22 protein-coding genes and 1 other annotated feature are annotated in these 24020 nt (G+C 38.6%); of the genes, 19 read left to right on the plus strand and 3 right to left on the minus strand.

Going from position 1 to position 24020, the window contains the following annotated elements; genetic code table 11:
- Positions 1–23: 23 nt before the first annotated feature.
- From NAG76_13925 to NAG76_13960, 8 genes are all read left to right on the plus strand, one after another.
- Positions 24–2228, plus strand: a complete 2205-nt coding sequence (locus NAG76_13925) for a bifunctional (p)ppGpp synthetase/guanosine-3',5'-bis(diphosphate) 3'-pyrophosphohydrolase (GenBank protein ID URN92939.1) — start codon at positions 24–26, stop codon at positions 2226–2228.
- A gap of 38 nt (positions 2229–2266) precedes the next feature.
- Positions 2267–2713: a D-aminoacyl-tRNA deacylase gene (dtd, locus tag NAG76_13930; protein ID URN92940.1), complete on the plus strand. Its 447-nt coding sequence runs from the start codon at positions 2267–2269 to the stop codon at positions 2711–2713.
- Between the two features lie 360 nt (positions 2714–3073).
- Positions 3074–3351, plus strand: a binding site (T-box leader).
- 155 nt (positions 3352–3506) lie between these two features.
- Positions 3507–4769, plus strand: a complete 1263-nt coding sequence (gene hisS / locus NAG76_13935; GenBank protein URN92941.1) for a histidine--tRNA ligase — start codon at positions 3507–3509, stop codon at positions 4767–4769.
- 359 nt (positions 4770–5128) lie between these two features.
- Entirely contained in the window at positions 5129–6934 is a 1806-nt protein-coding gene (aspS, locus tag NAG76_13940) for an aspartate--tRNA ligase (GenBank protein ID URN96843.1), read from the plus strand.
- Between the two features lie 29 nt (positions 6935–6963).
- Positions 6964–7701 (plus strand): tRNA threonylcarbamoyladenosine dehydratase, encoded by a 738-nt coding sequence (locus tag NAG76_13945; GenBank protein URN92942.1) that lies wholly within the window; start codon positions 6964–6966, stop codon positions 7699–7701.
- 260 nt (positions 7702–7961) lie between these two features.
- On the plus strand, positions 7962–8744 hold the full coding sequence (locus NAG76_13950) for a methyltransferase domain-containing protein (GenBank protein URN92943.1): 783 nt from the start codon (positions 7962–7964) through the stop codon (positions 8742–8744).
- 35 nt (positions 8745–8779) lie between these two features.
- Positions 8780–10093, plus strand: a complete 1314-nt coding sequence (locus NAG76_13955) for a replication-associated recombination protein A (protein ID URN92944.1) — start codon at positions 8780–8782, stop codon at positions 10091–10093.
- 46 nt (positions 10094–10139) lie between these two features.
- Positions 10140–10805: a VTT domain-containing protein gene (locus NAG76_13960; GenBank protein URN92945.1), complete on the plus strand. Its 666-nt coding sequence runs from the start codon at positions 10140–10142 to the stop codon at positions 10803–10805.
- Positions 10806–10900: 95 nt separating this feature from the next.
- Here NAG76_13960 and NAG76_13965 read toward each other — a convergent pair whose 3' ends face one another.
- Complete coding sequence (locus tag NAG76_13965; protein ID URN92946.1) at positions 10901–11989, minus strand: CopD family protein; 1089 nt, start codon at positions 11987–11989, stop codon at positions 10901–10903.
- Position 11990: 1 nt separating this feature from the next.
- Positions 11991–12557: a copper resistance protein CopC gene (locus NAG76_13970; protein ID URN92947.1), complete on the minus strand. Its 567-nt coding sequence runs from the start codon at positions 12555–12557 to the stop codon at positions 11991–11993.
- Between the two features lie 456 nt (positions 12558–13013).
- Here NAG76_13970 and NAG76_13975 point away from each other — a divergent pair, with 456 nt between their 5' ends.
- Positions 13014–14165 carry a hemolysin family protein gene (locus NAG76_13975; protein URN92948.1) on the plus strand — a complete coding sequence of 384 codons (1152 nt, stop codon included), beginning with the start codon at positions 13014–13016 and terminating at the stop codon, positions 14163–14165.
- Between the two features lie 150 nt (positions 14166–14315).
- On the opposite strand, the gene mnmA is transcribed toward NAG76_13975, so the two are convergent.
- Positions 14316–15419: a tRNA 2-thiouridine(34) synthase MnmA gene (mnmA, locus tag NAG76_13980; protein ID URN92949.1), complete on the minus strand. Its 1104-nt coding sequence runs from the start codon at positions 15417–15419 to the stop codon at positions 14316–14318.
- 157 nt (positions 15420–15576) lie between these two features.
- Between mnmA and NAG76_13985 the strand changes: the two genes are divergently transcribed.
- The 10 genes from NAG76_13985 to NAG76_14030 all read left to right on the plus strand — a co-directional run bounded on the left by NAG76_13985 (position 15577) and on the right by NAG76_14030 (position 23963).
- Positions 15577–16005 carry an Rrf2 family transcriptional regulator gene (locus NAG76_13985; protein URN92950.1) on the plus strand — a complete coding sequence of 143 codons (429 nt, stop codon included), beginning with the start codon at positions 15577–15579 and terminating at the stop codon, positions 16003–16005.
- 85 nt (positions 16006–16090) lie between these two features.
- Complete coding sequence (locus tag NAG76_13990) at positions 16091–17242, plus strand: cysteine desulfurase (protein URN92951.1); 1152 nt, start codon at positions 16091–16093, stop codon at positions 17240–17242.
- 71 nt (positions 17243–17313) lie between these two features.
- A complete protein-coding gene (locus tag NAG76_13995) occupies positions 17314–17850 on the plus strand; it encodes a PRC-barrel domain-containing protein (protein URN92952.1) in 537 nt (178 codons plus the stop codon).
- A gap of 12 nt (positions 17851–17862) precedes the next feature.
- Complete coding sequence (locus NAG76_14000; GenBank protein ID URN92953.1) at positions 17863–18066, plus strand: hypothetical protein; 204 nt, start codon at positions 17863–17865, stop codon at positions 18064–18066.
- Positions 18067–18296: 230 nt separating this feature from the next.
- Positions 18297–19367 (plus strand): AI-2E family transporter, encoded by a 1071-nt coding sequence (locus NAG76_14005; GenBank protein URN92954.1) that lies wholly within the window; start codon positions 18297–18299, stop codon positions 19365–19367.
- Positions 19368–19968: 601 nt separating this feature from the next.
- Positions 19969–22602, plus strand: a complete 2634-nt coding sequence (alaS, locus tag NAG76_14010; protein URN92955.1) for an alanine--tRNA ligase — start codon at positions 19969–19971, stop codon at positions 22600–22602.
- Between the two features lie 47 nt (positions 22603–22649).
- Positions 22650–22910, plus strand: coding sequence for an IreB family regulatory phosphoprotein (locus NAG76_14015; protein ID URN92956.1), 261 nt, complete (start codon positions 22650–22652; stop codon positions 22908–22910).
- Positions 22911–22928: 18 nt separating this feature from the next.
- The gene (gene ruvX, locus NAG76_14020; GenBank protein URN92957.1) at positions 22929–23336 is read left to right on the plus strand and encodes a Holliday junction resolvase RuvX; all 408 of its coding nucleotides are present in this window, start codon (positions 22929–22931) and stop codon (positions 23334–23336) included.
- Between the two features lie 16 nt (positions 23337–23352).
- Positions 23353–23643: a DUF1292 domain-containing protein gene (locus tag NAG76_14025; protein URN92958.1), complete on the plus strand. Its 291-nt coding sequence runs from the start codon at positions 23353–23355 to the stop codon at positions 23641–23643.
- Between the two features lie 5 nt (positions 23644–23648).
- On the plus strand, positions 23649–23963 hold the full coding sequence (locus tag NAG76_14030; GenBank protein ID URN92959.1) for a DUF1292 domain-containing protein: 315 nt from the start codon (positions 23649–23651) through the stop codon (positions 23961–23963).
- Positions 23964–24020 lie beyond the last annotated feature (57 nt).

Genomic DNA, 24020 nt, shown 5'->3' on the forward strand with positions numbered 1-24020 from the left:
GCTCGGACTTTAGACAGACTAGCTTGGGAAGGGATCTTATCATGGGCATAGAGCAATTAATTGAAAAAGCATCAATTTATATGAAAGAGCAAGATCTCAAGCTGATTAGAGAAGCCTATGATTTTGCAGATCAAGCCCATAGTGGGCAAGTACGTAAATCAGGTGAGGCTTATATATTACATCCTCTAACAGTTGCAGATATCGTCCTAGATATGGGTATGGACGTGCTGTCGATCGTGACTGCTCTTCTTCATGATGTCGTGGAAGACACAACAGTCGATCTTGAGACTGTTCGTGAGAAATTCGGCGAAACATGTGCGATGCTTGTAGATGGATTGACGAAACTAGAAAAAATTAGGTTTCAATCGCGTGAAGAACAGCAAAATGAAAATTACCGAAAAATGTTTGTTGCTATGGCACAAGACATTCGTGTTATTCTTATCAAATTAGCTGATCGTCTTCACAATATGCGTACGTTGAAATATCAATCTGAGGAATCTCAGCGTAGAATTGCCTATGAAACACTTGAAATATTCTGCCCTATCGCTCACCGTCTTGGTATTTCTGCAATTAAATGGGAAATGGAAGATATCGCGCTGCGGTACTTGAATCCACAGCAATACTATCGTATTGCTAATTTGATGAAGAAAAAACGCGTGGAACGTGAAGCGTTTATTGAAGATGTTGTTAGTCGTATTCGTGAAAAGTTAGCGGAGATGGGTATCGAAGGTGATATCTCAGGACGTCCGAAGCATTTATACAGCATTTATCAAAAAATGACAACACGCAATAAGCAATTTAGCGAAATTTATGATTTATTTGCTATTCGCGTCATTGTTGAAAATATTAAAGATTGTTATGCTACGTTAGGTATTATTCATACACTTTGGAAACCAATGCCTGGTCGCTTCAAAGACTATATTGCGATGCCTAAAGCCAATATGTACCAATCTCTTCATACAACAGTTATTGGTCCCAATGGTGAGCCGACGGAAGTGCAAATTCGTACTTGGGATATGCATCAAACTTCCGAGTATGGTATTGCTGCACACTGGGCTTATAAAGAAGGTAATGTAGTTCCAGACGGTAGTTTTGGCGATAAAATGACATGGTTCCGTGAAATTCTTGAATTACAAAATGAGACACAAGATGCGGCAGAGTTTATGGAATCGTTGAAAATGGACTTTTTCTCTGATCTTGTATTTGTGTTTACTCCTAATGGTGAGGTTATTGAATTACCAGCGGGTTCGGTACCTTTGGATTTTGCATTCCGCATTCATACGGAAGTTGGCAATCGTACAATTGGTGCTAAAGTGAATGGAAGAATTGTTCCGCTTGATCATAAACTAAAAACAGGCGATATCGTAGAAATATTGACGAGCAAACATTCCTATGGTCCTAGCTCCGATTGGCTAAAAATAGCTCAATCTTCCCATGCAAGAAGTAAGATAAAGCAATGGTTTAAGAAAGAGAAGCGCGAGGAGAATGTAGCTAAAGGTCGAGATTTAATTGAGCGAGAATTGAAGCGTCTAGGACTTGAGCCACATCTTTGGATGACAGATGATAAGCTGCAAGAAGTTGCGACGAAATTCACATTTAATGATGTCGAAGATATGATGGCTGCAATTGGATTCAGTGGTATAACAGCCGCACAAATCGTGACTAAGCTTACTGAAAAACTTCGCCGTGAACAAGAAGAAGCGAACCAGATAGAGTTAACGAAAGAAATTACTGAAATCAAAGGCAGTGCAGTTAACAAAAAGGTTAAAAACAACAATAATGGTGTCAAAGTTAAAGGGGTAGACAATTTACTTGTCCGCTTTGCTAGATGTTGTAATCCTGTTCCAGGTGATCTCATTATCGGATATATTACACGTGGCAGAGGTGTTTCTGTGCATCGTATGGATTGTTTGAACATTCCATTTGGTACAGATAATGAAGAAGCAGATCGTGTAATTGAAGTTGAATGGGTCGATTCAATAAATGCTAACTATAGTGTTGATATTGAAATTACAGGCAGTGATCGTCGTGGATTATTGAATGAAGTACTTCAAGCTGTATCTGAAGCCAAAACTAACATTAGTGCAGTATCTGGTCGAACAGGGAAAAATAAGATGGCTATTATGCATATGACAGTTCTTATTAGCCATACGGAGCATCTTACTAATGTCGTTGAGAAAATCAAAAAAATTAAAGATATTTATTCCGTACAACGGATTATGCAATAAAGGAAAGTTAGGATGATTTATTAAAGGAGTCGAACATTGTGAGAGTAGTTGTACAGCGCAGTAAAGCAGCCAATGTTACGATAGCTGGCGAGCAAGTTGGTGCCATTGATAAAGGACTTGTGCTACTCGTAGGCATTACTCATGAGGATACTGAACAAGACCTTAAATGGGTGGCGGACAAGCTCTCTGGACTTCGGATATTTGAAGATGAAGCTGGAAAGATGAACTTGGATATTACCGAGGCTGGTGGCAGTATTTTGTCTGTCTCACAATTTACGCTTTATGGAGATTGTAGAAAAGGGCGTCGTCCAAGTTTTATGAAGGCAGCAAGACCAGAACATGCAGAGCCAATGTATTTAATGTTTAATGATTTATTACGTAATAAAGGGATCCATGTTGAAACCGGACAATTCGGAGCGGAGATGGATGTAAGTCTTGTGAATGATGGGCCGATTACAATTATTATTGATACGGAAGATAAATAGGACTAGAATTTAAACGCTTTCTTTTTTGTAATCAACTTGTAACATAATGATAATGTCCCTTTAACATCATTAACCTATAATAAACCTCGACCCCCTTTTTAATAATATATTATTATAGCCTGCGGAGATGCCGCAGGTTTTTTTCTGTCTTTTTTCGGTTGTGTTGATGTAGTAAAACGTCTTGAATGCAAAACATCGTTAAGTTGTTATGGTTAAAATGATCGTGCAGATGTTGCTACAAAGTTTGAAATGGGCGTTTCCATAGTTTATTTATAAGGGTTTGGGAGATGCTATGTATTAGTTCTATCTTGACTTTAATCATTGGGACAAGTAAAATATGATATCAGTAACAACTTAATATTTCATTCCTTGACGGGAAGAAGTAACTCAACTCCACTATACCCAGAGATAGGTGTCCATTGGCTGAAAGCACCTTTATATGAATTGAGTGAATAACATCCCTGAGAACATAAGATGAACGGTACTTATTATGCTTAAGTACGACATTAGTTTTATGCGTGTTACGGACGATAATCGTATGGAGCGAATAGCTACAACTCAAACATTTATTATGTTGATAGTTGCTGGATATTCGAAATGTGGGTGGTACCACGGGAGATAATACTCTCGTCCCTTTTGGCTATTAGTCAGAAGGAGCGAGAGTTTTTTTGCGTGTTCTAACGTGATCACGATGGCACTCTGCATTAGTTTATGTATTTTTAGCTTTTCGTAGTGGCTTTTGTTACTCGAGGGTTTTGAAGATAGCTACAAATTGTTTAGGGAGGTTATCGCTATGTCATTCAAAAAGTCGCCAGGTACTCAAGATATTTTGCCAGGAAGCGTAGAAAAATGGCAGTTTGTCGAGCAGAAAGCTCGTGAAATTTGCAGCCGTTATAATTTTAGAGAAATACGTACTCCGATTTTTGAATCTACTGAACTGTTTCAGCGTGGTGTTGGTGAAACAACAGATATCGTTGAGAAAGAAATGTATACATTCATCGATCGTGGGGAGCGCAGCTTAACTCTTCGTCCCGAAGGTACTGCAGGCGTTGTACGCTCGTTTGTAGAGAATAAGTTGTTTGGAGAACCAGATCTAACTAAGTTGTACTACATGGGCCCGATGTTCCGCTACGAGCGTCCTCAAGCTGGTCGATACCGTCAATTCCATCAATTTGGGGTTGAAGCTATCGGAGCCGCAGATCCTGCACTTGATGCAGAAGTGATTGCATTAGGTTATACCTTCTATACAGAGGTTGGACTTAGAGGTGTTGGTGTTGAAATTAACTCAGTTGGAACACCTGCTGTTCGCGCAGCATTCCGTGAGAAGTTACTTGCTTATTTAGAGCCGAAACGTGAAATTCTTTGCAAAGATTGTCAGTCTCGTATCGATCGCAATCCTCTACGTGTATTGGATTGTAAAGTTGATCAGAAACACTTTACAGACGCTCCGTCGATTCTTGATAGCTTGGATGAAGAATGTCAAAATCACTTTGATAAAGTGAAGCAACTTTTAACGGATATGGAAATTCCATATGAGATCAATCACCGTCTCGTTCGTGGTCTTGATTACTATACACACACTGCGTTTGAGTTCAAAGCGGAAGGTATCGGGGCAATTGATACAGTTGGTGGTGGTGGTCGCTATAACGGACTTGTTGCTGATGTTGGTGGTCCAGATCACCCAGGCGTAGGCTTCGGTCTAGGGCTAGAACGCACTGTATTATTGCTTGAGCATCAAGAAACTGCAATTCCAAATCTTAACGAGCTTGATGTATATCTAATCGCTCTAGGTGATGAAGCAGATCGTCAAGTAACAAAGCTTGTTTATCAATTACGTAAAGCAGGAGTAAAAGCTGAACGTGATTATCAAGGTCGCAAGATGAAAGCTCAAATGAAATCAGCAGATCGCCTGCAGGCTCGTTACACTGCAATTCTTGGTGATGATGAACTTGCTAATGGGGAGATTACGCTGAAAGAGATGGCGACAGGACAACAAAGCAAAGTCTCCTTCTCCGAACTCTCGCATGTGATCACGGAGTCTAAGCTTCGTAGCTAACTCGACGTCGAATATGCCTTTCATCGGAATTCTGCGTGTGCTCGTGTACCAATAACGTACACTCCGCTACTCGAATCCCTAGCTTCAAGGCATCTTCTCGGTGCTGACAAGCGAGAGACTCTAGGGTGCCTCTTCTTGGGAATAGCTTGCGAAGGTTAAGAGCATCTGGGGCTGGAGATGAAGGGCAACGAGGCGCTTTGCTGTCGTTGCGGCTTTGCTTCATTGCTTCATGCAACGCTTGCTTGCTTTGCTTCATGTAAAGCTTACTTGATTGGTTGGTCTTAAAAACTGTAACTCCAACAAATTTGTTGTTGAAACATATAATAATAATTATTATGAAATGAGGATTAGACATGTCTATGCTAAAAACCGTAAACTGCGGTACTTTAACTAAAGCTGATGTAGGCACTGAAGTTACACTGAACGGCTGGGTACAACGTCGTCGTGACCTTGGTGGCGTTCTATTTATTGATTTACGTGACCGTACAGGTATCGTGCAAACCGTATTCAACCCAGATTTCTCTGGTCAAGCACTTGAAATCGCTGATCGTGCTCGTAACGAGTATGTTCTTGCTGTAAAAGGTACTGTTGTTGAACGTGATCCAGAAACTTTCAATGCAAACCTTGCAACTGGTGAAATTGAAGTTCGTGTTACTGAAATCGAAGTAATGAATGCTGCGAAAACTCCACCATTCCCAATCGAAGATGGTGTTGAGGTTGATGAGTCTATTCGTTTGAAATATCGTTATCTTGACCTTCGTCGTCCAGAAATGCAAAAAACTTTGTTGCTTCGTTCTAAAGCAGCGAAAATTTTCCGTGATTTCCTAGACGGCAATGGCTTCATCGATGTTGAAACACCAATTCTTACAAAGAGTACTCCAGAAGGTGCACGTGACTATCTAGTTCCATCTCGTGTACATGAAGGAGAATTCTTTGCACTACCACAATCTCCACAAATCTTTAAGCAATTGCTTATGGTTGGTGGTATCGAACGTTACTACCAAATCGCTCGTTGTTTCCGTGATGAAGATTTGCGTGCTGACCGTCAACCTGAGTTCACTCAAGTCGACATTGAGACTTCATTCTTGTCTCAAGATCAATTGCTAGGCATGATGGAAGATCTTATGGCGAAATTGCTTCGTGAAACTGTTGGTGTTGAGCTTCAACTTCCTTTCCAACGTATTACGTACAAAGACGCTATGAACAAATACGGTTCAGACAAACCAGATCTTCGTTTCGGTCTTGAAATCGAAGATATTACAGATATCGTTTCTACAAGTGACGTGAAAGTATTCGCATCAGTTGCTGCTGGTGGTGGCGTAGTTAAAGCACTTAACGCTAAAGGCTGTGCAAGCTGGAGTCGTAAAGAGCTTGACGATTTACAACCGTTTGCTGCTCGTTATGGTGGTAAAGGTCTTGCATGGATTCAAATTAAAGACGGCGAGTGGAAAGGTCCAATCGTTAAATTCTTGAAACCTGAAGAAATTGCTGCACTAACTGAACGCTTGAATGTTGAAGAAGGAGATTTACTAACATTCTCTGCTGACAAACCCAAAGTTGTTGCAGACGTACTTGGTAACCTTCGTCTTAAATTAGGTAAAGATTTGAACTTGATCGATGAGAAAGCATTTAAATTTGTATGGGTTGTTGACTTCCCATTGCTTGGATACGATGAAGATGCAAAACGCTATGTCGCAGAACATCATCCGTTCACTCGTCCTAATGAAGATGACGTTCATTACTTCGATACTGATCCAGGACAAATTCGTGCGCAAGCTTACGATATCGTCTTGAACGGCTATGAAGTTGGTGGCGGTTCTATGCGTATCTACAAACGTGATGTACAAGAGAAAATGTTCGCTGCACTTGGATTCTCTATGGAAGAAGCGCAAGAGAAATTCGGCTTCCTACTAGATGCATTTGAGTATGGTACACCTCCACATGGTGGTATTGCATTCGGTTTCGACCGTCTAGTAATGTTACTAACTGGTCGTACTAACCTTCGTGAAACCATTGCATTCCCGAAAACAGCTAGTGCAACAGATCTATTGTGTGATGCGCCTTCAGAAGTTGAATTGTCTCAACTTGAGCAACTTCATATTCGTACAGTTGTTAAGCCTAAGCCAGTTGCAGAAGCTGTAGCTAACGCAGGTAAAACTGAATAATCGGTCACTGTCGAAAGGAGATTAGCATTATGCTTCATCAATTTTCACGTACTGAGCTAGCAATTGGTCCTGAGGGTTTAGATAAACTTAAAGGTAGTACGATTGCAATTCTTGGTATCGGTGGCGTTGGTTCAATGGCTGCCGAAGCTTTAGCAAGAACTGGTGTAGGTAGACTGATTCTAATTGACAAAGATGTTGTAGACATTACAAACATTAACCGTCAAATTCATGCGCTAATTACAACAGTAGGACAGCCCAAAGCTGATCTAATGCGTGATCGTATTAAATTAATTAATCCAGACTGTGATGCGATCTCGCTTCGCATGTTCTATACAGAAGAGACATATGAGCAACTATTTGCGTATGATATTGATTATGTCGTTGACGCATCAGATACGATTATTTACAAAGTGCATCTTATTAAAGAGTGCTTAAATCGTAACATACCGATTATTTCAAGTATGGGTGCCGCGAATAAAATGGACCCTACTCGATTTAAGGTAGCTGATATTTCAAAAACTCACACCGATCCTATTGCACGCGTCGTAAGAACGAAGCTGCGCAAAGATGGTATCAAGAAAGGGGTTAAGGTGGTATTCTCTGATGAGGAGCCTCTAAAGCCTCGTGAAGACGTTACACAGCGTATCGTGCCTGATAACGCGCCTGAGATCCGTAAAGCACAACAACCGCCTTCTAGTAACGCTTTCGTTCCTAACGTAGCGGGACTTGTAATGGTTAGTGAAGTTGTGAAGGATTTGTTGAAATAGTTCTATTAATTTCATCAGAAATTAGTGAATATGCCATCGATATTGGCAAATAGAAAAAGGTTATCTTCATAAACGGAGATAACCTTTTTCCATTGTAATGTAAGTGCAAATATGAGTTGGGATTCCTTCCATGCACAGAAAAGAGTATTAAATTCATCGAGGAAGTGTAAAATTCCCTTTCGTACCGAAAGGAGCACTAACATAGACTCATCACAAGGACTCCTGTAAAATGGAAAATATCAGATGGAAGGGTGGTCGCAATGGATTCTACACAACGATTCTCCGGACGCTCGGAGCAATATGTCAAATATCGTCCAAGTTATTCCGAAGAGGTTATTCAGCATTTGCTTAACGTAGTAGGTATTACAAATAGTGATCTTGTAGCAGACATTGGAGCGGGCACTGGAATATTTACAGAGAAATTGTTAGAGCAGCACATTCCAATGGTGGCAGTTGAACCGAATGATGATATGCGTAACGCTCTAACTGAGCAGTTACAATATTATTTAACAAACAATCGACAAAGTGTTCATCAACTAAGCGTTAGTAGTGGAAGTGCGGAGCGAACGGAACTTGCTAACGAGAGTGTGGATCATGTTGTTTGTGCACAAGCTTTTCACTGGTTTGACGTTGAACTTACTCGAATAGAATTTAAGAGAATATTGAAGCGAGATGGACAGGTTGTTTTGCTCTGGAATCAACGAGATGTTGGTGCATCCGCATTTATGAATAATTATGATGAGCTATTTCTAAAGTATGGAAAGCAATATGATGAGGTTAAGCATAAGCATATTAACCAAACTTCACTTAAATCATTTTATGGTGGACAGGAACCTCAGCTCGCTAGTTATCAATATGTTCAACAGTTCGATCTCGATGGTTTATTTGGAAGAATTCAATCCTCTTCATTTTCATTAGTAGAGACTGATGCTCGTTATGATGAGTATATTGAGGACATCAAACAGTTATTTTCAAAGCATGAGCAAAATGGTGTTGTTTATATGCTTTATCGGACTGATATATATTGGGGACAAATGTTATAATCAAAGTATTAGATTATGAATTTGGAAGTGGGATAATGGATTTATTTACAATAGATGAAGATCAACCAACTACGCAGCATAAATTATTAGCAGATCGAATGCGTCCACAACAGTTAGATGAATATATAGGACAAGAACATATTGTCGGTGAAGGTAAACTGTTACGTAGAGCAATTGAAGGAGATCAGATTAGCTCGATCTTACTATATGGACCGCCCGGCTGTGGAAAAACGACTCTTGCTCATATTATATCGCAATCAACGCAGGCTCAATTCGTGCGGTTGAATGCAGTAGAAGCGTCTGTTAAAGATGTTCGAGAAGTTATTGAATCAGCGAAAACGAATAAAGTGTTATATGGTCGCAAGACAATTCTATTTCTGGATGAAGTACATCGTTTCAATACATCTCGTCAGGATGCACTCTTACCAGCTGTTGAACAAGGGATCATTATCTTTATTGGTGCTACAACAGAAAATCCTTTCCATCATGTTAACGGCGCACTATTGTCTCGCTCAACGTTATTCCAACTTGAGCCACTCTCTGCAAAACATGCAAAAATAGCGATGGAACGGGCGATCGTCAATGAACAACGAGGTCTCGGATTTATGAAACTCAACGTTGATGAAGAGGCATTAGAACATTTAGCAGAGATGGCTGGTGGAGATATTCGTCGTGCACTTAATGCACTTGAACTAGCTGCGTTGACGACTTCCTCTGCACCTGACGGGAGCGTCCATATTACATTGGATGTAGCACAAGAATCGATTCGCAAGCGTACTGTTCGAGCGGATACTTCTACGCAATATGATGTACTATCGGCATTTCACAAGAGTATAAGAGGCTCTAGTGATGCTGCACTATATTGGTTCTTATATGCGGTAGAGAAGCTAGGAATGGACCCGATGACATTTTTACGCAGGCTTATTGTGGCATGTAGTGAGGATATTGGACTTGCTAATCCGCAAGCGATGGTTCAAGCGGTTACGGCGATGGATGCGTATCATAAAATTGGTTTTCCAGAAGCGAAGTATAATATTGCACAAGCGATATTGTTTGCAGTAGAAAGTCCGAAGTCTAATGCCATTGCTGTTGCCTTAGGGAAAGCAACTTCACTAATCGATCAAGTAGGCATAACTGAAGTGCCGATGCATTTACGTGACACGCATTATAAAGGTGCGGACAAGCTTGGGCATAAAGGCTATCAATATCCGCATGATTACCCTAATCACTACGTGAAACAACAATATTTGCCCGATCAAATTGCAAATGCAACGATATATGAGGCAAGTGATCAAGGCATGGAAGATAAGATTCGTCAGAACCAAGATCGTAGAAAACGCAGTAAGTAATGAACGGGTAATTAAAGTGTAATAATCTAGCATAGGGAGTTTTTTGATGTCTATTATTGGAGATTTAATTAGTTTTATTTTGCATATTGATGCACATTTAACGACTTTAGTAAATGACTATGGATTACTTGTTTATATCATTTTATTTGCAATTGTATTTATTGAAACGGGGATTGTGATTTTTCCATTCCTCCCAGGTGATTCCTTACTTTTTGCTGCAGGGGCACTTAGTGCATTATCAGGTTCTACATTAAATTGGTTTTTACTAATTATTATTATGGGTGTAGCTGCGGTGCTTGGCGATAGTTTGAACTATTATTTAGGTAGTAAGCTAGGCAACAATATGTTAAAACATAAAAGGTTAAAGAAATTCATAGATGGAAAAAGGATGCGTCAAGCAGAACTGTTTTTTGAGAAAAACGGTGGTAAAGCAATTATGATCGGGCGCTTTATTCCATTCATTCGTACATTTATTCCGTTTATTGCTGGAATGAGTAAGATGAATTACACTCATTTCATTTTATATAATATTATTGGTGGTTTTATCTGGGTATTTATCGGGGTCGGGAGCGGGTATCTATTCGGGAATATTCCAATAATAAAAGAACATTTTTCACTTGTTGTACTACTTATAGTAGCTGTTTCCGTTGTTCCGATTATTGTTAGTTATTTTAAGAGCAGAAAAAGTGATTCAGGTGATAAAACTATCTAATTAAGTACATTCTCATTATAATTTAATACTAAGACAAAACAAAGGGCATCCCCTCGTTATTGTAGTATGACGAGGGGATGCCCTTTGTATATAAGCTAAATTGCAATAATTCCGAACATATAACCAAGATAACCAAGAATGATGAATAACAAGCATACAATGACCATAATCCAAATTTTACGCTGTTTAAAGGCGATATATGACACATAAAGCATCAATAGTGCAGCAATCCATAACATTACACTATTGAGATTGAACTGCCACGTAAGCTGAATATCGGGGCTGAATGAGCCTTGAAATAGTAATGAAAATAGTTTAGAAGGAGATTCTGTCTGAAGTGTTTCAAGTACATTATGTGGAGGCGCTTGTTGTCCCATAATAGCTGTAACAATAAGAACAACTAGTGCCAATATACTTTCAGCTCTTAGATATCCTTTTGGTGAAAGTTGTTCTTCTTTCATTCTTCGTGGATAAAGATAACCATTGCTGAAAGCCAGCCACAGTAACGGTAATATAGCGATGTGCTTAATTAACATGTACTGACCATAATTGAGCATTAATCCATTGTTATATTGTTCTGTAGTAAAAGTCATCAAGGTTATACCAGCAATTAATGACATGAGTACACAGACAATAGCAAGCGGTGAAAACCACTTAAGAAACTTCGCCCACTGACTATAATCGGTAGCGAACCAACTTACGATAAATAAAATACCCAACCAAACAGTAACAGATGTAAAATGACCAGTATGTACGACAAGTCCGCGGAATGAGCTTAATGAAGATGCATGACTAGCAAATCCGAACCAGACTGAAAGTAATAATGTAAGTAAAAGGCCGACTTTCGGCATATGTCTATCTTTAGCGAAGGCTGGAATACCAACCATGATCGCAAGTCCAATCGAACCTAATAGTGTCCATAACCATGCTTCACCAACTGGTAGGTCGAGTAGAATGCTACGAATCATAGGGATATAACCTAATTGAAATGCATCCGCATATTCCAGCACAATTAAATGCAAAGGTACATATGACATAACTGGAATAATGATCACGCACAATAATACCAACCATTGAGAAAATACAATGGTTGGCTTATGAGCTGCAGGAACTAACTGTAATATAAAGTAGCCTATAACTAACGAGAAGCAAATATATAATACACTCTCGGAAATATATGCCATATTATTTGCGTTTTTTCATTGCGAACGCAACCGCTGCAACGATAATTACTGCAATAATAATGAACGGCCATACTTTGTTTGTATCTGATTTTGTATCTGAATTTTGTTCTGTGTCCACGCTAGGAGTCGCTGTCGGTTCTACCGTAGGTTCTACTGTTGGTTCAACAGTTACTTCAGGTGTAGTATTAACTTCTTCAGTTGGAGTCGGCGTTGCTTCAGAAGCTGCTACCGTAAATGAATAGCTACCATCAATGGCATGACCATCCGCACCAATGATGTTGTATTGCACCTTGTATACTCCATTTGATAATGGAGCAGTAACATCACCAGTTAATTCATGTTCGTTAACGCTAATATTATTAACAACTTGTTCTTCGTTGTTTTCATTTAACAGTTTAAATGTACTCATTGTTGCGATGGTTGTATTAAATGCAATCGTAATTTTTTCTGGAGCTGAATCAACTGTTGCATCAGCTGCTGGTGATGATTCAGTCACCTTAGAGTGCGCAAATACTTGCGTTGGAACCAATAGTAGCAATAAACATAGTAACCAAATAGTCTTCTTCAAAATAAAATCCTCCTAAAACTTTTTATATACTTCTCGAAATGCTACTTTGTAATAAAAAGTAGCATCGAAAGCCAAAACAAAAAACTTTTTATATACTCTAAATGCTGCTTCGTAATAAAAAGTAGCATCGAAAGCAGATGAAAATAAACATTTCATATGCATTATATCAAATGAACAGCTGAAAAGTTATGCATTGACGTTCAAGAGTAAGAACAAGTTATGAACATTAAATAATAAAGTAACTAAGAAAAGTTAGAAAATGTACTAATCTAGTAATCTTTATCATTTTTCAGTAAGAAGTAATAAAAACTTGCTACATGCGAATATATATGCAATATCTATCATGAAAGTTAGCTTCTAGAAAATAATGAAGGGAGGTGTATGTCATCTGATTTTTACCAGATGGCATAAACTTACTTGGAGGATCCCGCGTCAATAGGATGGACGATTTTTCTAATGAGTATACTTTTCATTGTTTATAGTAGTTGCTTATTCATTAATAACAATTGGATTACTGAATGGAAAGAAAAGAAAAAGAATGAGAATGTAACGGAAAAAGTAGCTTCACGCATTATACCAATTGTCAGTTTTTGGAGCGTCAAGTACTTGCCAATATTTTGTCTTATTTGGCTAGGAATGCTCCTTCTTCAGTTACAACTGTTAATTGTAAGAGAGTTGGAGGCAAGTGGGACTTCATTACAAAGCAGTTCAGCGATCTGGATTGGAACAATGGCAGGCAGTGTATTAGTCGTATTACTGCTGTACATGCTTCATAGGAAGTGGCTTCCAAAAAAGAAACTTAATGCAGAAGATAGCTCAAATATCTTAACGTTTATTGATCCAAACTTTGAGGATAATGTTAATATCGTGAATGTTTCTAATATGGGAGGAAACTCAAAATACGACTTTGGTGAAAAAACAGCTCGAGAGGTGATGACTCCAAGACTGGATATGATTTGTTTAGAGTGGAACAAGTCATTATCAGTTAATATAGAAACAGCGATTACTCATATGAGAACTAGATATCCCATTGTTAATCAAGATAAAGATGACATTATCGGATTTGTGCATATTAAGGATCTGCTTGCAAAATATGATCATAAAACAACGGAATATCAATGGCAGCAATGGATTAGACCGATCATTACAGTTTCAGATACGATTGCTATTTCTACTTTATTAGCAATGATGCAAAAGAAAAAAACTCAAATTGCTTTGTTAATTGATGAATATGGTGGAACTTCGGGTATGGCAACACTTGAAGATATATTGGAAGAAATTGTTGGTGATATACAAGATGAATTTGATGAAGATGAGCATGAAATAGTACGAATCCAACAGGATCATTATATGCTCAGTGCAATGTTACTAGTTGAAGAAGTTAACGGTTATTTTAATATTGGACTTGAAGTAGACGATATGGATTCGATCGGAGGTTACATGTATGCGAACATTCAATTTCCTCCACATATCGGTCAATCAGTAGTATACAAAAGAGATGATGAAAAATACATTTTTACAATTGAACAAATGGACCAGCTTAGAATTACATCTATTAGCGTGAAAAGGATTCAAGCAACTATAAATTGCGAAGGAATATCGCGGTAAGCGTGTCATGATAATGAATATAGTTGGATCAAGAGGAGATGTAGCTTTAGCGTGGATGTGAAAGAAGCCCGTTTGAATGAGATAAAACTCTCAGCTTCAAACAGGCTTCTTTAATGTGTTTTCGAACGAATAAAGTATTAATTTGTTAAGTTAAATCTTGTTTACTTTATCAATCGTACCGCCACCAAGACATACATCGCCGTCATACAATACAACAGCTTGTCCAGGTGTTATTGCTTTTTGATTCTTTGCAAACGTAATTTTAGCTTCACCGTTAGGCATCTTTTGCACCGTTACTTGTTGATCAGGTTGACGATAACGGAATTTGGCAGTACATTCAAATGTCTCCGGCTGTCCATCTTCAACAATCCAGTTCATATTGGTAGCTAACAAGCTTTCGGAATATAAACTTTGATGAGTATCACCTTGAACGACATACAATACATTTTTTTCTAAGTCTTTTTCAGCAACGAACCATGGCTCGCCATTACCATTTCCACCAATACCAAGTCCTTGTCGTTGACCTAACGTGTAATACATTAATCCATCGTGACGACCTTTTTTCTCGCCAGTCAAAATATCAATCATATCACCAGGTTTGGCAGGCAAGTATTGACTTAAAAATTGTTTGAAATTACGTTCGCCGATGAAGCAAACGCCAGTACTATCTTTTTTCTTTGCAGTATAAAGTCCTGCAGCTTCAGCGATTTTACGAACTTCAGGCTTTGGCAGATGACCAATCGGAAACATAGCTTTGGCAAGTTGCTCTTGATTAAGTGCATTTAGGAAGTAAGTTTGATCCTTATTGGAATCAATACCACGCAGTAACTTTGTTACACCATTTGCATCTCGTACAACTTGGGCATAATGACCAGTAGCAAGAAAATCTGCATTCAGTTCTTCAGCCTTTTTCAAGAAATCACCAAATTTGATTTCGCGATTACACATCACATCAGGATTCGGCGTTCTTCCGCGTTTGTATTCATCTAAGAAATATGAGAAAACTTTATCGAAATATTGTTTCTCAAAATTTACTGTATAATATGGAATGCCGATCTGGTCGCAAACACGACGAACATCTTCAGCATCTTCTTCAGCTGTACAATGTCCAAATTCATCTGTATCATCCCAGTTTTTCATGAAAATACCGATTACTTCATAGCCTTGCTCTTTCAATAATAATGCAGCAACAGAAGAGTCAACGCCGCCTGACATACCGATAACGACTCTAGTGTTTTGATTAGGATTTGACATAATTACACCACCTTGTTCATTCAAGCATTTCATATTGTAACATATTCAATAAACTTTTTCATGAATAACTATTGTGAAAATGGAGACGATTGTAGATAGTTATGATACCATATAAGAATAATTGGAATACAATGAATTAAATGAGGTGTAATGAAATATGAAAATTTCTACTAAAGGTCGCTATGGATTAACGATAATGATGGAATTAGCTATGAAGTTTGGAGAAGGACCTATCTCCTTGAAAAGTATCGCAGAGAAAAATAATTTATCAGAACATTATTTAGAGCAACTAATTGCACCTTTGCGTAATGCAGGTTACGTAAAAAGTATTCGTGGGGCTTATGGCGGTTATGTGTTATCCAAAGAACCTTCAGATATTACGACGGGAGACATTATTCGGGTTCTTGAAGGTCCGATATCTCCAGTTGACTTCACTGAAGAAGATGATCCCGCAAAACGCAATCTATGGTTACGTATCCGTGACAGCATTGCAAACGTTATGGATTCTACAACATTGGAACATCTAATTAATTATTCAGAAGAACCGGACAAAGAGAATAGCGAAAGCTATATGTTCTACATTTAATAAGTGTATGCTTTCGAAGTGACTTTTTGTGTATAGATAAAGATGTTACATGAAGCTACAAAAAGTTTAGGAGTGAAGGAAGCATATGAAGTCATATTACTTTGATCATGCAGCAACAACTCCGTTAGATCCAGATGTTATTGCTGCAATGATTGCAACAATGCAACAAGGTCCCGGAAATGCTTCAAGCATTCATCGTTTTGGGAGAAACGCTAAACATAGCCTTAATCAATCCCGAGACAAAATAGCTTCGATTCTTGGATGCAAATCGAATGAATTCACTTTCACTTCAGGCGGAACTGAAAGTGATAATTTGGCTATTATTGGCGCTGCAAGAGCACAAGCTTTGAAGGGTAGAAAACATCTTATTACTTCTGCTATTGAACATCATGCTGTAATACATTCCATGGAATGGCTTGCTAAACATGAAGGATTCGATTTAACAATAATATCTGTTGACCAGCAAGGTTATGTGAATCTAACTGAGCTAAAAGATGCTTTAAGTGAACAGACTGCATTAGTAAGCATTATGCATGGCAATAACGAAGTAGGCACAATTCAGCCTATTGAGCAAATAGGTGAACTTGTTCATCAAGTAGGTGCGCTTTTTCATGTTGATGCTGTTCAAACACTCGGACGTGTCCCGTATTCTCTTCAACAATTACCGATTGATCTCATGAGTTTCTCCTCCCATAAAATAAATGGTCCTCAAGGCATTGGTGGTTTATATATAGCGACAGGAACTCCTATTGAAGCGTTACAACAGGGGGGCTCTCAAGAACGAAAACGTAGAGCTGGAACAGAAAATCTTGCCGGAATAGTTGGTTTTGCAACAGCTCTTGACATTTGTGTGAACAAGCGCGAAAAATGGCAACCTTTTGTGACGGATCTTCGTAATAGATGGGTAGAGCTGTTACAACAAGAATTAGAACAGTATCCGATCATCGTGAATAGTGATCTTGATCATGGATTATCTCATATCGTAAACATAAGCTTTGTTGGTGTTGATACCGAAAGCATGTTAATGAATTTGGATATGGCAGGAATTGCAGTTTCAAGCGGTTCGGCTTGTACTTCTGGATCGTTAGAACGTTCACATGTGTTGAAAGCAATGGGGCTAAGTGCTGATCGATTAAATAGTGCTGTAAGATTTAGCTTTGGAATGGGCAATACTATAGAGGAAATCGAAGAGGCTGCAACAATAGTTGCTAGTATCGTAAAACGAATCAACTCTTAAGAATATGCTACCGAGGCAACTTTTCATATTGTTAAGAGTAATTTGAAAAGTTTTAGGAGGCAGCTCATAATATGATCAGGCTTCAGCAATTAATTGGACTACCTGTCTTAACGATCAACAATGGTAAAAAAGTTGGTGTCGTTAAGGATGCATGGTTTGATGAGCATTGGAAGTTGAAAGGTCTAGTGCTTGAATATGCAAAATGGTTTGCTGTTAAGGTGCGTACAGTACAATGGAGCGCGGTGTTAACTTGTGGAGAAGATGCGGTTTTTATCGCGGATGAGTCACAAGTTGTAACAGGTAAGAAACAGTTACTACAGCGAGCTTATTGTATGGGAGATGTCCAATTGAAGGACATGCCTGTCATAACGGTGACGGGTTCGCAACTTGGTCGAGTGTCCGATGTATATTTTTACCCATTTCAGGATACACAGATAGTAGGTTATGAGCTTACAGATGGTTTTGTTTCGGATCTAATTGAAGGACGAAGATGGCTCAGAACACCAAGTGATCTTAATGAAGTATTACTTGGTAAAGATGCGATAATCGTTCCTGCTGTTAGTGAATCAGAATTGGAGCCAGTCGCAGCTTCCAATGTCAGAGGATAGGGAGTAGTATTTATGAGATGTCCGAACTGTAACTCGAAAGATATAGGTAAAATCGGATCACACCAATTCTATTGCTGGGGATGCTATATTGAATTAGCTGTCAACGGTGATAAAATGTCAGTGTATCAAGTTGAAGAAGATGGCACATTAAGTTCTTTGGATGATTTGTTTTTTGAAGATCAATCAGCAGAACAACCTGAAATACACTTAAATTAACATGCTGTTACATATGTGCATGTATCAACTATAGAAGGTCTGTAGCTTAGAATAACGACCCGTGAAACGGTCATTCTCTTATTCGCTGCATGACCTTCTTTTTTGTACGAAGTTATATAGGAGATTCATTACAACAACACTTAATCTCAAGAGTTGTTGTTTTTTGTGCTGAATAGGAATACTTGTACATATAATGGCAAAGAATAGTTTGAATGAAGGTGGTGTGTCGAATGGAGCGATTTACAAAAAATAGATTTTTTGTCATCTTAATTTATGCGATATTACTTTTAGTCGTTATTTATTTTATGCTATTGCTAAAGCCGATTCTTGCGACCATTTTTTCATTCTTAAAAGCTGTTCTCGGACCTTTTGTCGTTGCAATGATTATTTCTTACATACTTAATCCTATTGTCACAATGCTACATGAGCGGAAAGTTCCCCGAACGATGGCGGTATTATTAATTTATGCTGTATTTTGTACAATACTAACGGTAATCATAATAAATTTTATTCCTATGTTTATCGATCAAATGCAGGAATTGAACAAACATTTACCCGAACTCTCCATGCGAGCTCAAGGTTTAGTGACAGATTTTAATAATAATGCACTGCTACCAGAAAGTTTACGCGAAGGTGTCAACAAATCTTTAGTGTTAATGGAGCGTCGTGTCTCGGAAACATTACTTGCTTTTGTTAATAATATTGGTGAGATGGTTGGAACATTATTTGTAGTTTTTGTTGTGCCTTTTCTGGCGTTTTATATTTTGAAGGACTTTGATGTGTTTGAACGTGCGGTAATTAAGTATGTACCTAAGTCTCATCGTAAAAATACTGTAAGATTATTAAAGGATATTGACGATGCGCTAGGCAGTTACATACGAGGACAACTATTAGTTTGTGTTATCGTAGGAACATTAGCATATGTTGGTTACTTATTAGTGGGTATGCCATATGCATTATTACTAGCGAGCATTGTTGCAGTAACCAATGTCATTCCTTATGTCGGACCTTTTATTGGAGCTGCACCAGCCTTATTGATGGCATCAACAGTTTCTGTGAAAATGATGTTGCTAGTTGTTATCGTTAATACAATCTGTCAAATCCTTGAGGGGAATATTATATCTCCACAGGTGGTAGGGCGAACATTACATTTACATCCGCTATTGATTATCTTTGCACTCATTGTAGGTGGTCAAGTTGCAGGGATTATTGGAATGATTCTGGCTGTACCGATATTTGCTACATGTAAAGTGATTGTACAACATATGTTTGCTTACTATGTTCGAAGAAAGATTATTTGACAGGGGTATAGCCACTAGCTATAATTTGTACAGAGAAGAACCGCTTTTTGAACCTTCATTAGAAGAGTCGTTCAAAAAGCTTACTTATTAACAAGCAAAATCAACAAATCTACGACGAAAACAAGTATGTTATAGCCCATTGGCCAGAGATAGCGTTCCTATTCGTAATGAATTGGTTGGAAGAACGCTTCTAATGAAGGATAACAGAAAGCTATTTTCTGAGTGTGAGTGAAGCTCATCGGGTGGACCCGTTATCGTCCTTGAAGGCGATTGTGATGCTAATCTCACAATAACCAGGGTGGTACCGCGAAATAACATTCGTCCCTGTTCTAACAGGGACTTTTTTTGTTTTCATTTACAAAAAAATTGGATGTAATTTACAGTGTGTTGAGAAACATAGGTTAAGCTTTCGATGTAACTTTTCATTATAGAGAAGTATGTCGAGTAAAATATGAAAAGTTAGATTATGCTTACGTTGCAATTTTTCGTTACATAGTCGTATTAACTTTCAGTTACGAAAAATAGGTTAAGCTTTCGATGTAACTTTTCATTGCAGAGAAGTATGTCGAGTAAAATATGAAAAGTTTTGGGAGGCCATAAAATGAAAGCAAGTGAAATTCGCGCTAAATGGTTAGCTTTTTTTGAAAGTAAAGGACATGCTGTTGAACCAAGTGCTTCTCTAGTTCCACATAACGATCCATCTCTATTATGGATTAATGCAGGTATGGCTCCATTGAAATCATATTTCGATGGTCGTGAGATTCCAGCAAATCCACGTATTACTAACTCTCAAAAATGTATTCGTACTAATGATATTGAGAACGTTGGTAAAACTCGTCGTCACCATACATTTTTCGAAATGCTTGGTAACTTCTCGATTGGCGATTATTTCAAAGAAGAAGTTATTACTTGGGCATGGGAGTTCTTAACGGATAAGAAGTGGATTGGATTCGATCCTGAGCGTCTTTCTGTTACGGTATATCCAGAGGATGAGGAAGCGTATCGTTACTGGAACGAGAAAATCGGATTGCCAGCAGAGCGCATTTATAAGTTAGAAGAAAACTTCTGGGACATCGGTGAAGGTCCTTGTGGTCCATGTACAGAAATATTCTATGATCGTGGCGACAAATACGGAGATATTAATGATCCAGAATGTTGGCCAGGTGGAGAGAACGAGCGTTTCTTAGAAGTATGGAATCTTGTATTCTCACAATTCAATCATAATAAAGACGGTAGCTACACACCTCTTCCGAATAAAAACATCGATACTGGTGCTGGTCTAGAACGTATTACATCAATTCTACAAGATGCAGAATCAAACTTTGATACAGATCTATTTATGCCAATCATTAATCGCACATGTGAAATTGCAGGTGTGACTTACAAAGTGTCAGAAGATCAAGATGTTGCATTGAAAGTTATCGCTGACCATGTTCGTACTGTTGTATTTGCAGTAGGTGATGGTGTTATGCCTTCTAATGAAGGCCGTGGTTACATCATCCGCCGTTTGCTTCGTCGTGCTGTACGTTACGGTAAAGCACTAGGTGTAGACAAGCCATTCCTATATGGTCTTACTGGCATCGTTGGTGATGTAATGGGCGTTTATTACCCAGAAGTAGTGGAAAAACGTGAATTTATTGAAAAAGTGATTCGTACAGAGGAAGAGCGTTTCCATGAGACATTATCTGACGGTCTAGTATTGCTATCTAATCTCGTTGATCAAGCAATAGCAAGTAACATCACTGTCATTAATGGTGATGATGCTTTCAAATTGTATGACACGTATGGTTTCCCATTTGACTTAACAGAAGATTTTGCTATGGAGCAAGGAATGACTGTAGATCGTGAAGGTTTCGATGCTGCAATGGAAGCACAACGTGAACGTGCTCGTTCTGCACGTCAAGATACAGGATCAATGAAAGTTCAAGGTGGTCCGCTTGCTGATCTTACGATTAAAAGTCAATTTGTTGGCTATACTGAATTGGTAGTAAAATCCACTATTACAGCACTTGTAACAGAAGATCAACTGCTTGAAGAAGCGGGTGCTGGTACACAAGTATTACTATTACTTGATACGACTCCATTCTATGCAGAGAGCGGTGGTCAAATTGGTGATAGAGGTACAATTACTGGCGAAGGTTTTGTAATCGAAGTCGAAAACGTTACAAAAGCACCTCACGGTCAAACACTTCATCATGCAGTAGTCGTAGAAGGTGTAGCGAAAGTTAATGCGGAAGTAACAGCACAAGTGAACAAAACTGTTCGTGAAGATGTTGTCAAAAACCATACGGCTACACATTTACTACACAAAGCTTTGAAAGAAGTACTAGGTGATCATGTTAATCAAGCAGGTTCTTTAGTAGAAGGTGAACGTTTGCGCTTTGACTTCTCTCATTTCGGTTCTATTACAGCTGAAGAGCTCGTAGATATTGAAAGAAGAGTAAATGAGCAAATTTGGCTTGGTACTCCAGTAGTTATCCAGCAAAAGAAAATTGATGAAGCGAAAGCAATGGGTGCTATGGCATTGTTCGGTGAGAAATATGGGGATGTTGTGCGTGTCGTACAAGTCGGCCAATACTCAATTGAACTTTGCGGTGGTTGTCATGTTAACAACACTTCTGAAATCGGATTGTTCAAATTATTAAGCGAAAGTGGTATTGGTTCTGGTGTACGTCGTATTGAAGCCGTAACGGGAAAACAAGCTTATCTTTACTATGAATCTCAACTTGATTTATTGAAACAAGCAGCAACACAATTGAAAACTAACGTAGCAGATGTACCTAAACGTATTGATGCTTTGAACGGTCAAGTGAAAGAATTAATGCGTGATAATGAATCACTACAAAACAAATTAAGTCATATCGAAGCTGGTTCATTACTAGATGCCGTTGTTAAAGTAGGAGAGGTTTCTATTCTAACTGCAAAAGTAAATGCATCCAATATGGAAGCTTTACGTAGTATTGTAGATGAGTTGAAAACAAAACTTCCTACAAGTGTCATCGTTCTAGGTGCAGCAGCAGATGATAAAGTTAATTTGGCAGCAGCAGTTTCGCAAGATCTTGTGAAAAAAGGATTCCATGCTGGTAAAATTATTAAAGAAGCAGCTCAGCTATGTGGTGGTAACGGCGGAGGTCGTCCAGACATGGCGCAAGCTGGCGGTAAAGAAGTAGAAAAACTTGATGATGCATTGAAACTTGCACAGGAACTAGTTGTTAGTCAAGCAAATGTGATATAGTAGAACTAAGCCATACCGTATGGCATACGTATTAGGGGGTGTTGCTGATGAGTTCAATGGATCAGACGATGAAGTTTAACGTGAAAATTGAGGGTGATGATTCCTCAGAAGATGTTCTGCTTAAGGTTTATGATGCCTTACTTGAGAAAGACTATAATCCGATTAACCAGATCGTCGGCTATTTGTTGTCAGGAGACCCCGCTTACATCCCGCGTCATAATAATGCTAGAAGTATGATCGGCAAGAAAGAGCGTGATGAGCTTATTGAAGAGTTAGTTCGCTTTTATCTCTTGCATAAGAAAGAGTAATTGAGGGGCCGAACAAATATGAGAGTCATGGGTTTGGATTATGGTGATCGTCGCATTGGTGTTGCAATAAGCGATGCATTTCGATGGACGGCACAAGGACTAACCGTAGTTGAGACAAGACGAGACGGTGGAGAGCTCGACAGACTTGTGGAAATTGCACTTGAAAATGAGGTTTCTGAGGTCGTGGTTGGCCTTCCAAAGAACATGAACGGTACGATCGGTCCACGCGGTGAGATTTGTAAGGCATTTGCCCAGCAAATTGGGGAGAAGCTTGGATTACCTGTTCACCTTTGGGATGAAAGATTGACCACAGTAGCTGCGGAACGAACGTTAAAAGAAGCTGAGATCAGTCTAAAGAAGCGCAAACAAGTGATAGATAAGATGGCAGCTACACTTATTTTGCAAAATTATCTTGATTCTAAATGAAAAGGTGAGGGTAAAAATGGCTAATAACGAGCAAAACTATGAAGAACCAGAAATTATCTACATTCCAGACGAAGATGGCAACGAGGAAGAATTTGAAGTCATTATGAAATTTGAAGTAGATGATTCCGATAAAAAATATATGATGGTTGTTCCTCTTATTTCTGAAAATGAGGAAGAAGACGAAGTCTATGCTTTCCGTTATGAAGAAGAAGGCGATGATCTTCAATTATTTACGATTGATGATGAAGAAGAGTGGGCAATTGTCGAAGAAACATTCAATACATTGCTTGGCGAGTTGGAGGAATAATTGTAATGGCTTTTCAACAACCTAATACTGCTCCAATCATTCAAGACACACTTAAAGAACATTTTGGTCAAGAAATCGAACTTGTTACTGATGATGGAAGTGTTGAAGCTTTCTTTATTACACAAGAATTTGTTTGGGGAGACATTACATATGTTGTCCTACAAACTGAAGCGATGAAGGCTGAAGACGAAGTGGAATTTCTTCGAGTGTACAAACAAAACGATGAGGTTGAACTAGAGAGCATCGTAGATGAAGAGGAATGGGAAGCCATTTCAGAAGCTTATGATGATCTACAATTTGTTAGTGATGAGAGACCTTAATTGAAAATACTTATACAAAGAGAGCGGCATATCACCGCTCTTTTTGACGAGTACATT

The sequence above is a fragment of the Candidatus Pristimantibacillus lignocellulolyticus genome (assembly GCA_023639215.1).
Taxonomy (GTDB): Bacteria; Bacillota; Bacilli; order Paenibacillales; family Paenibacillaceae; genus Pristimantibacillus; species Pristimantibacillus lignocellulolyticus.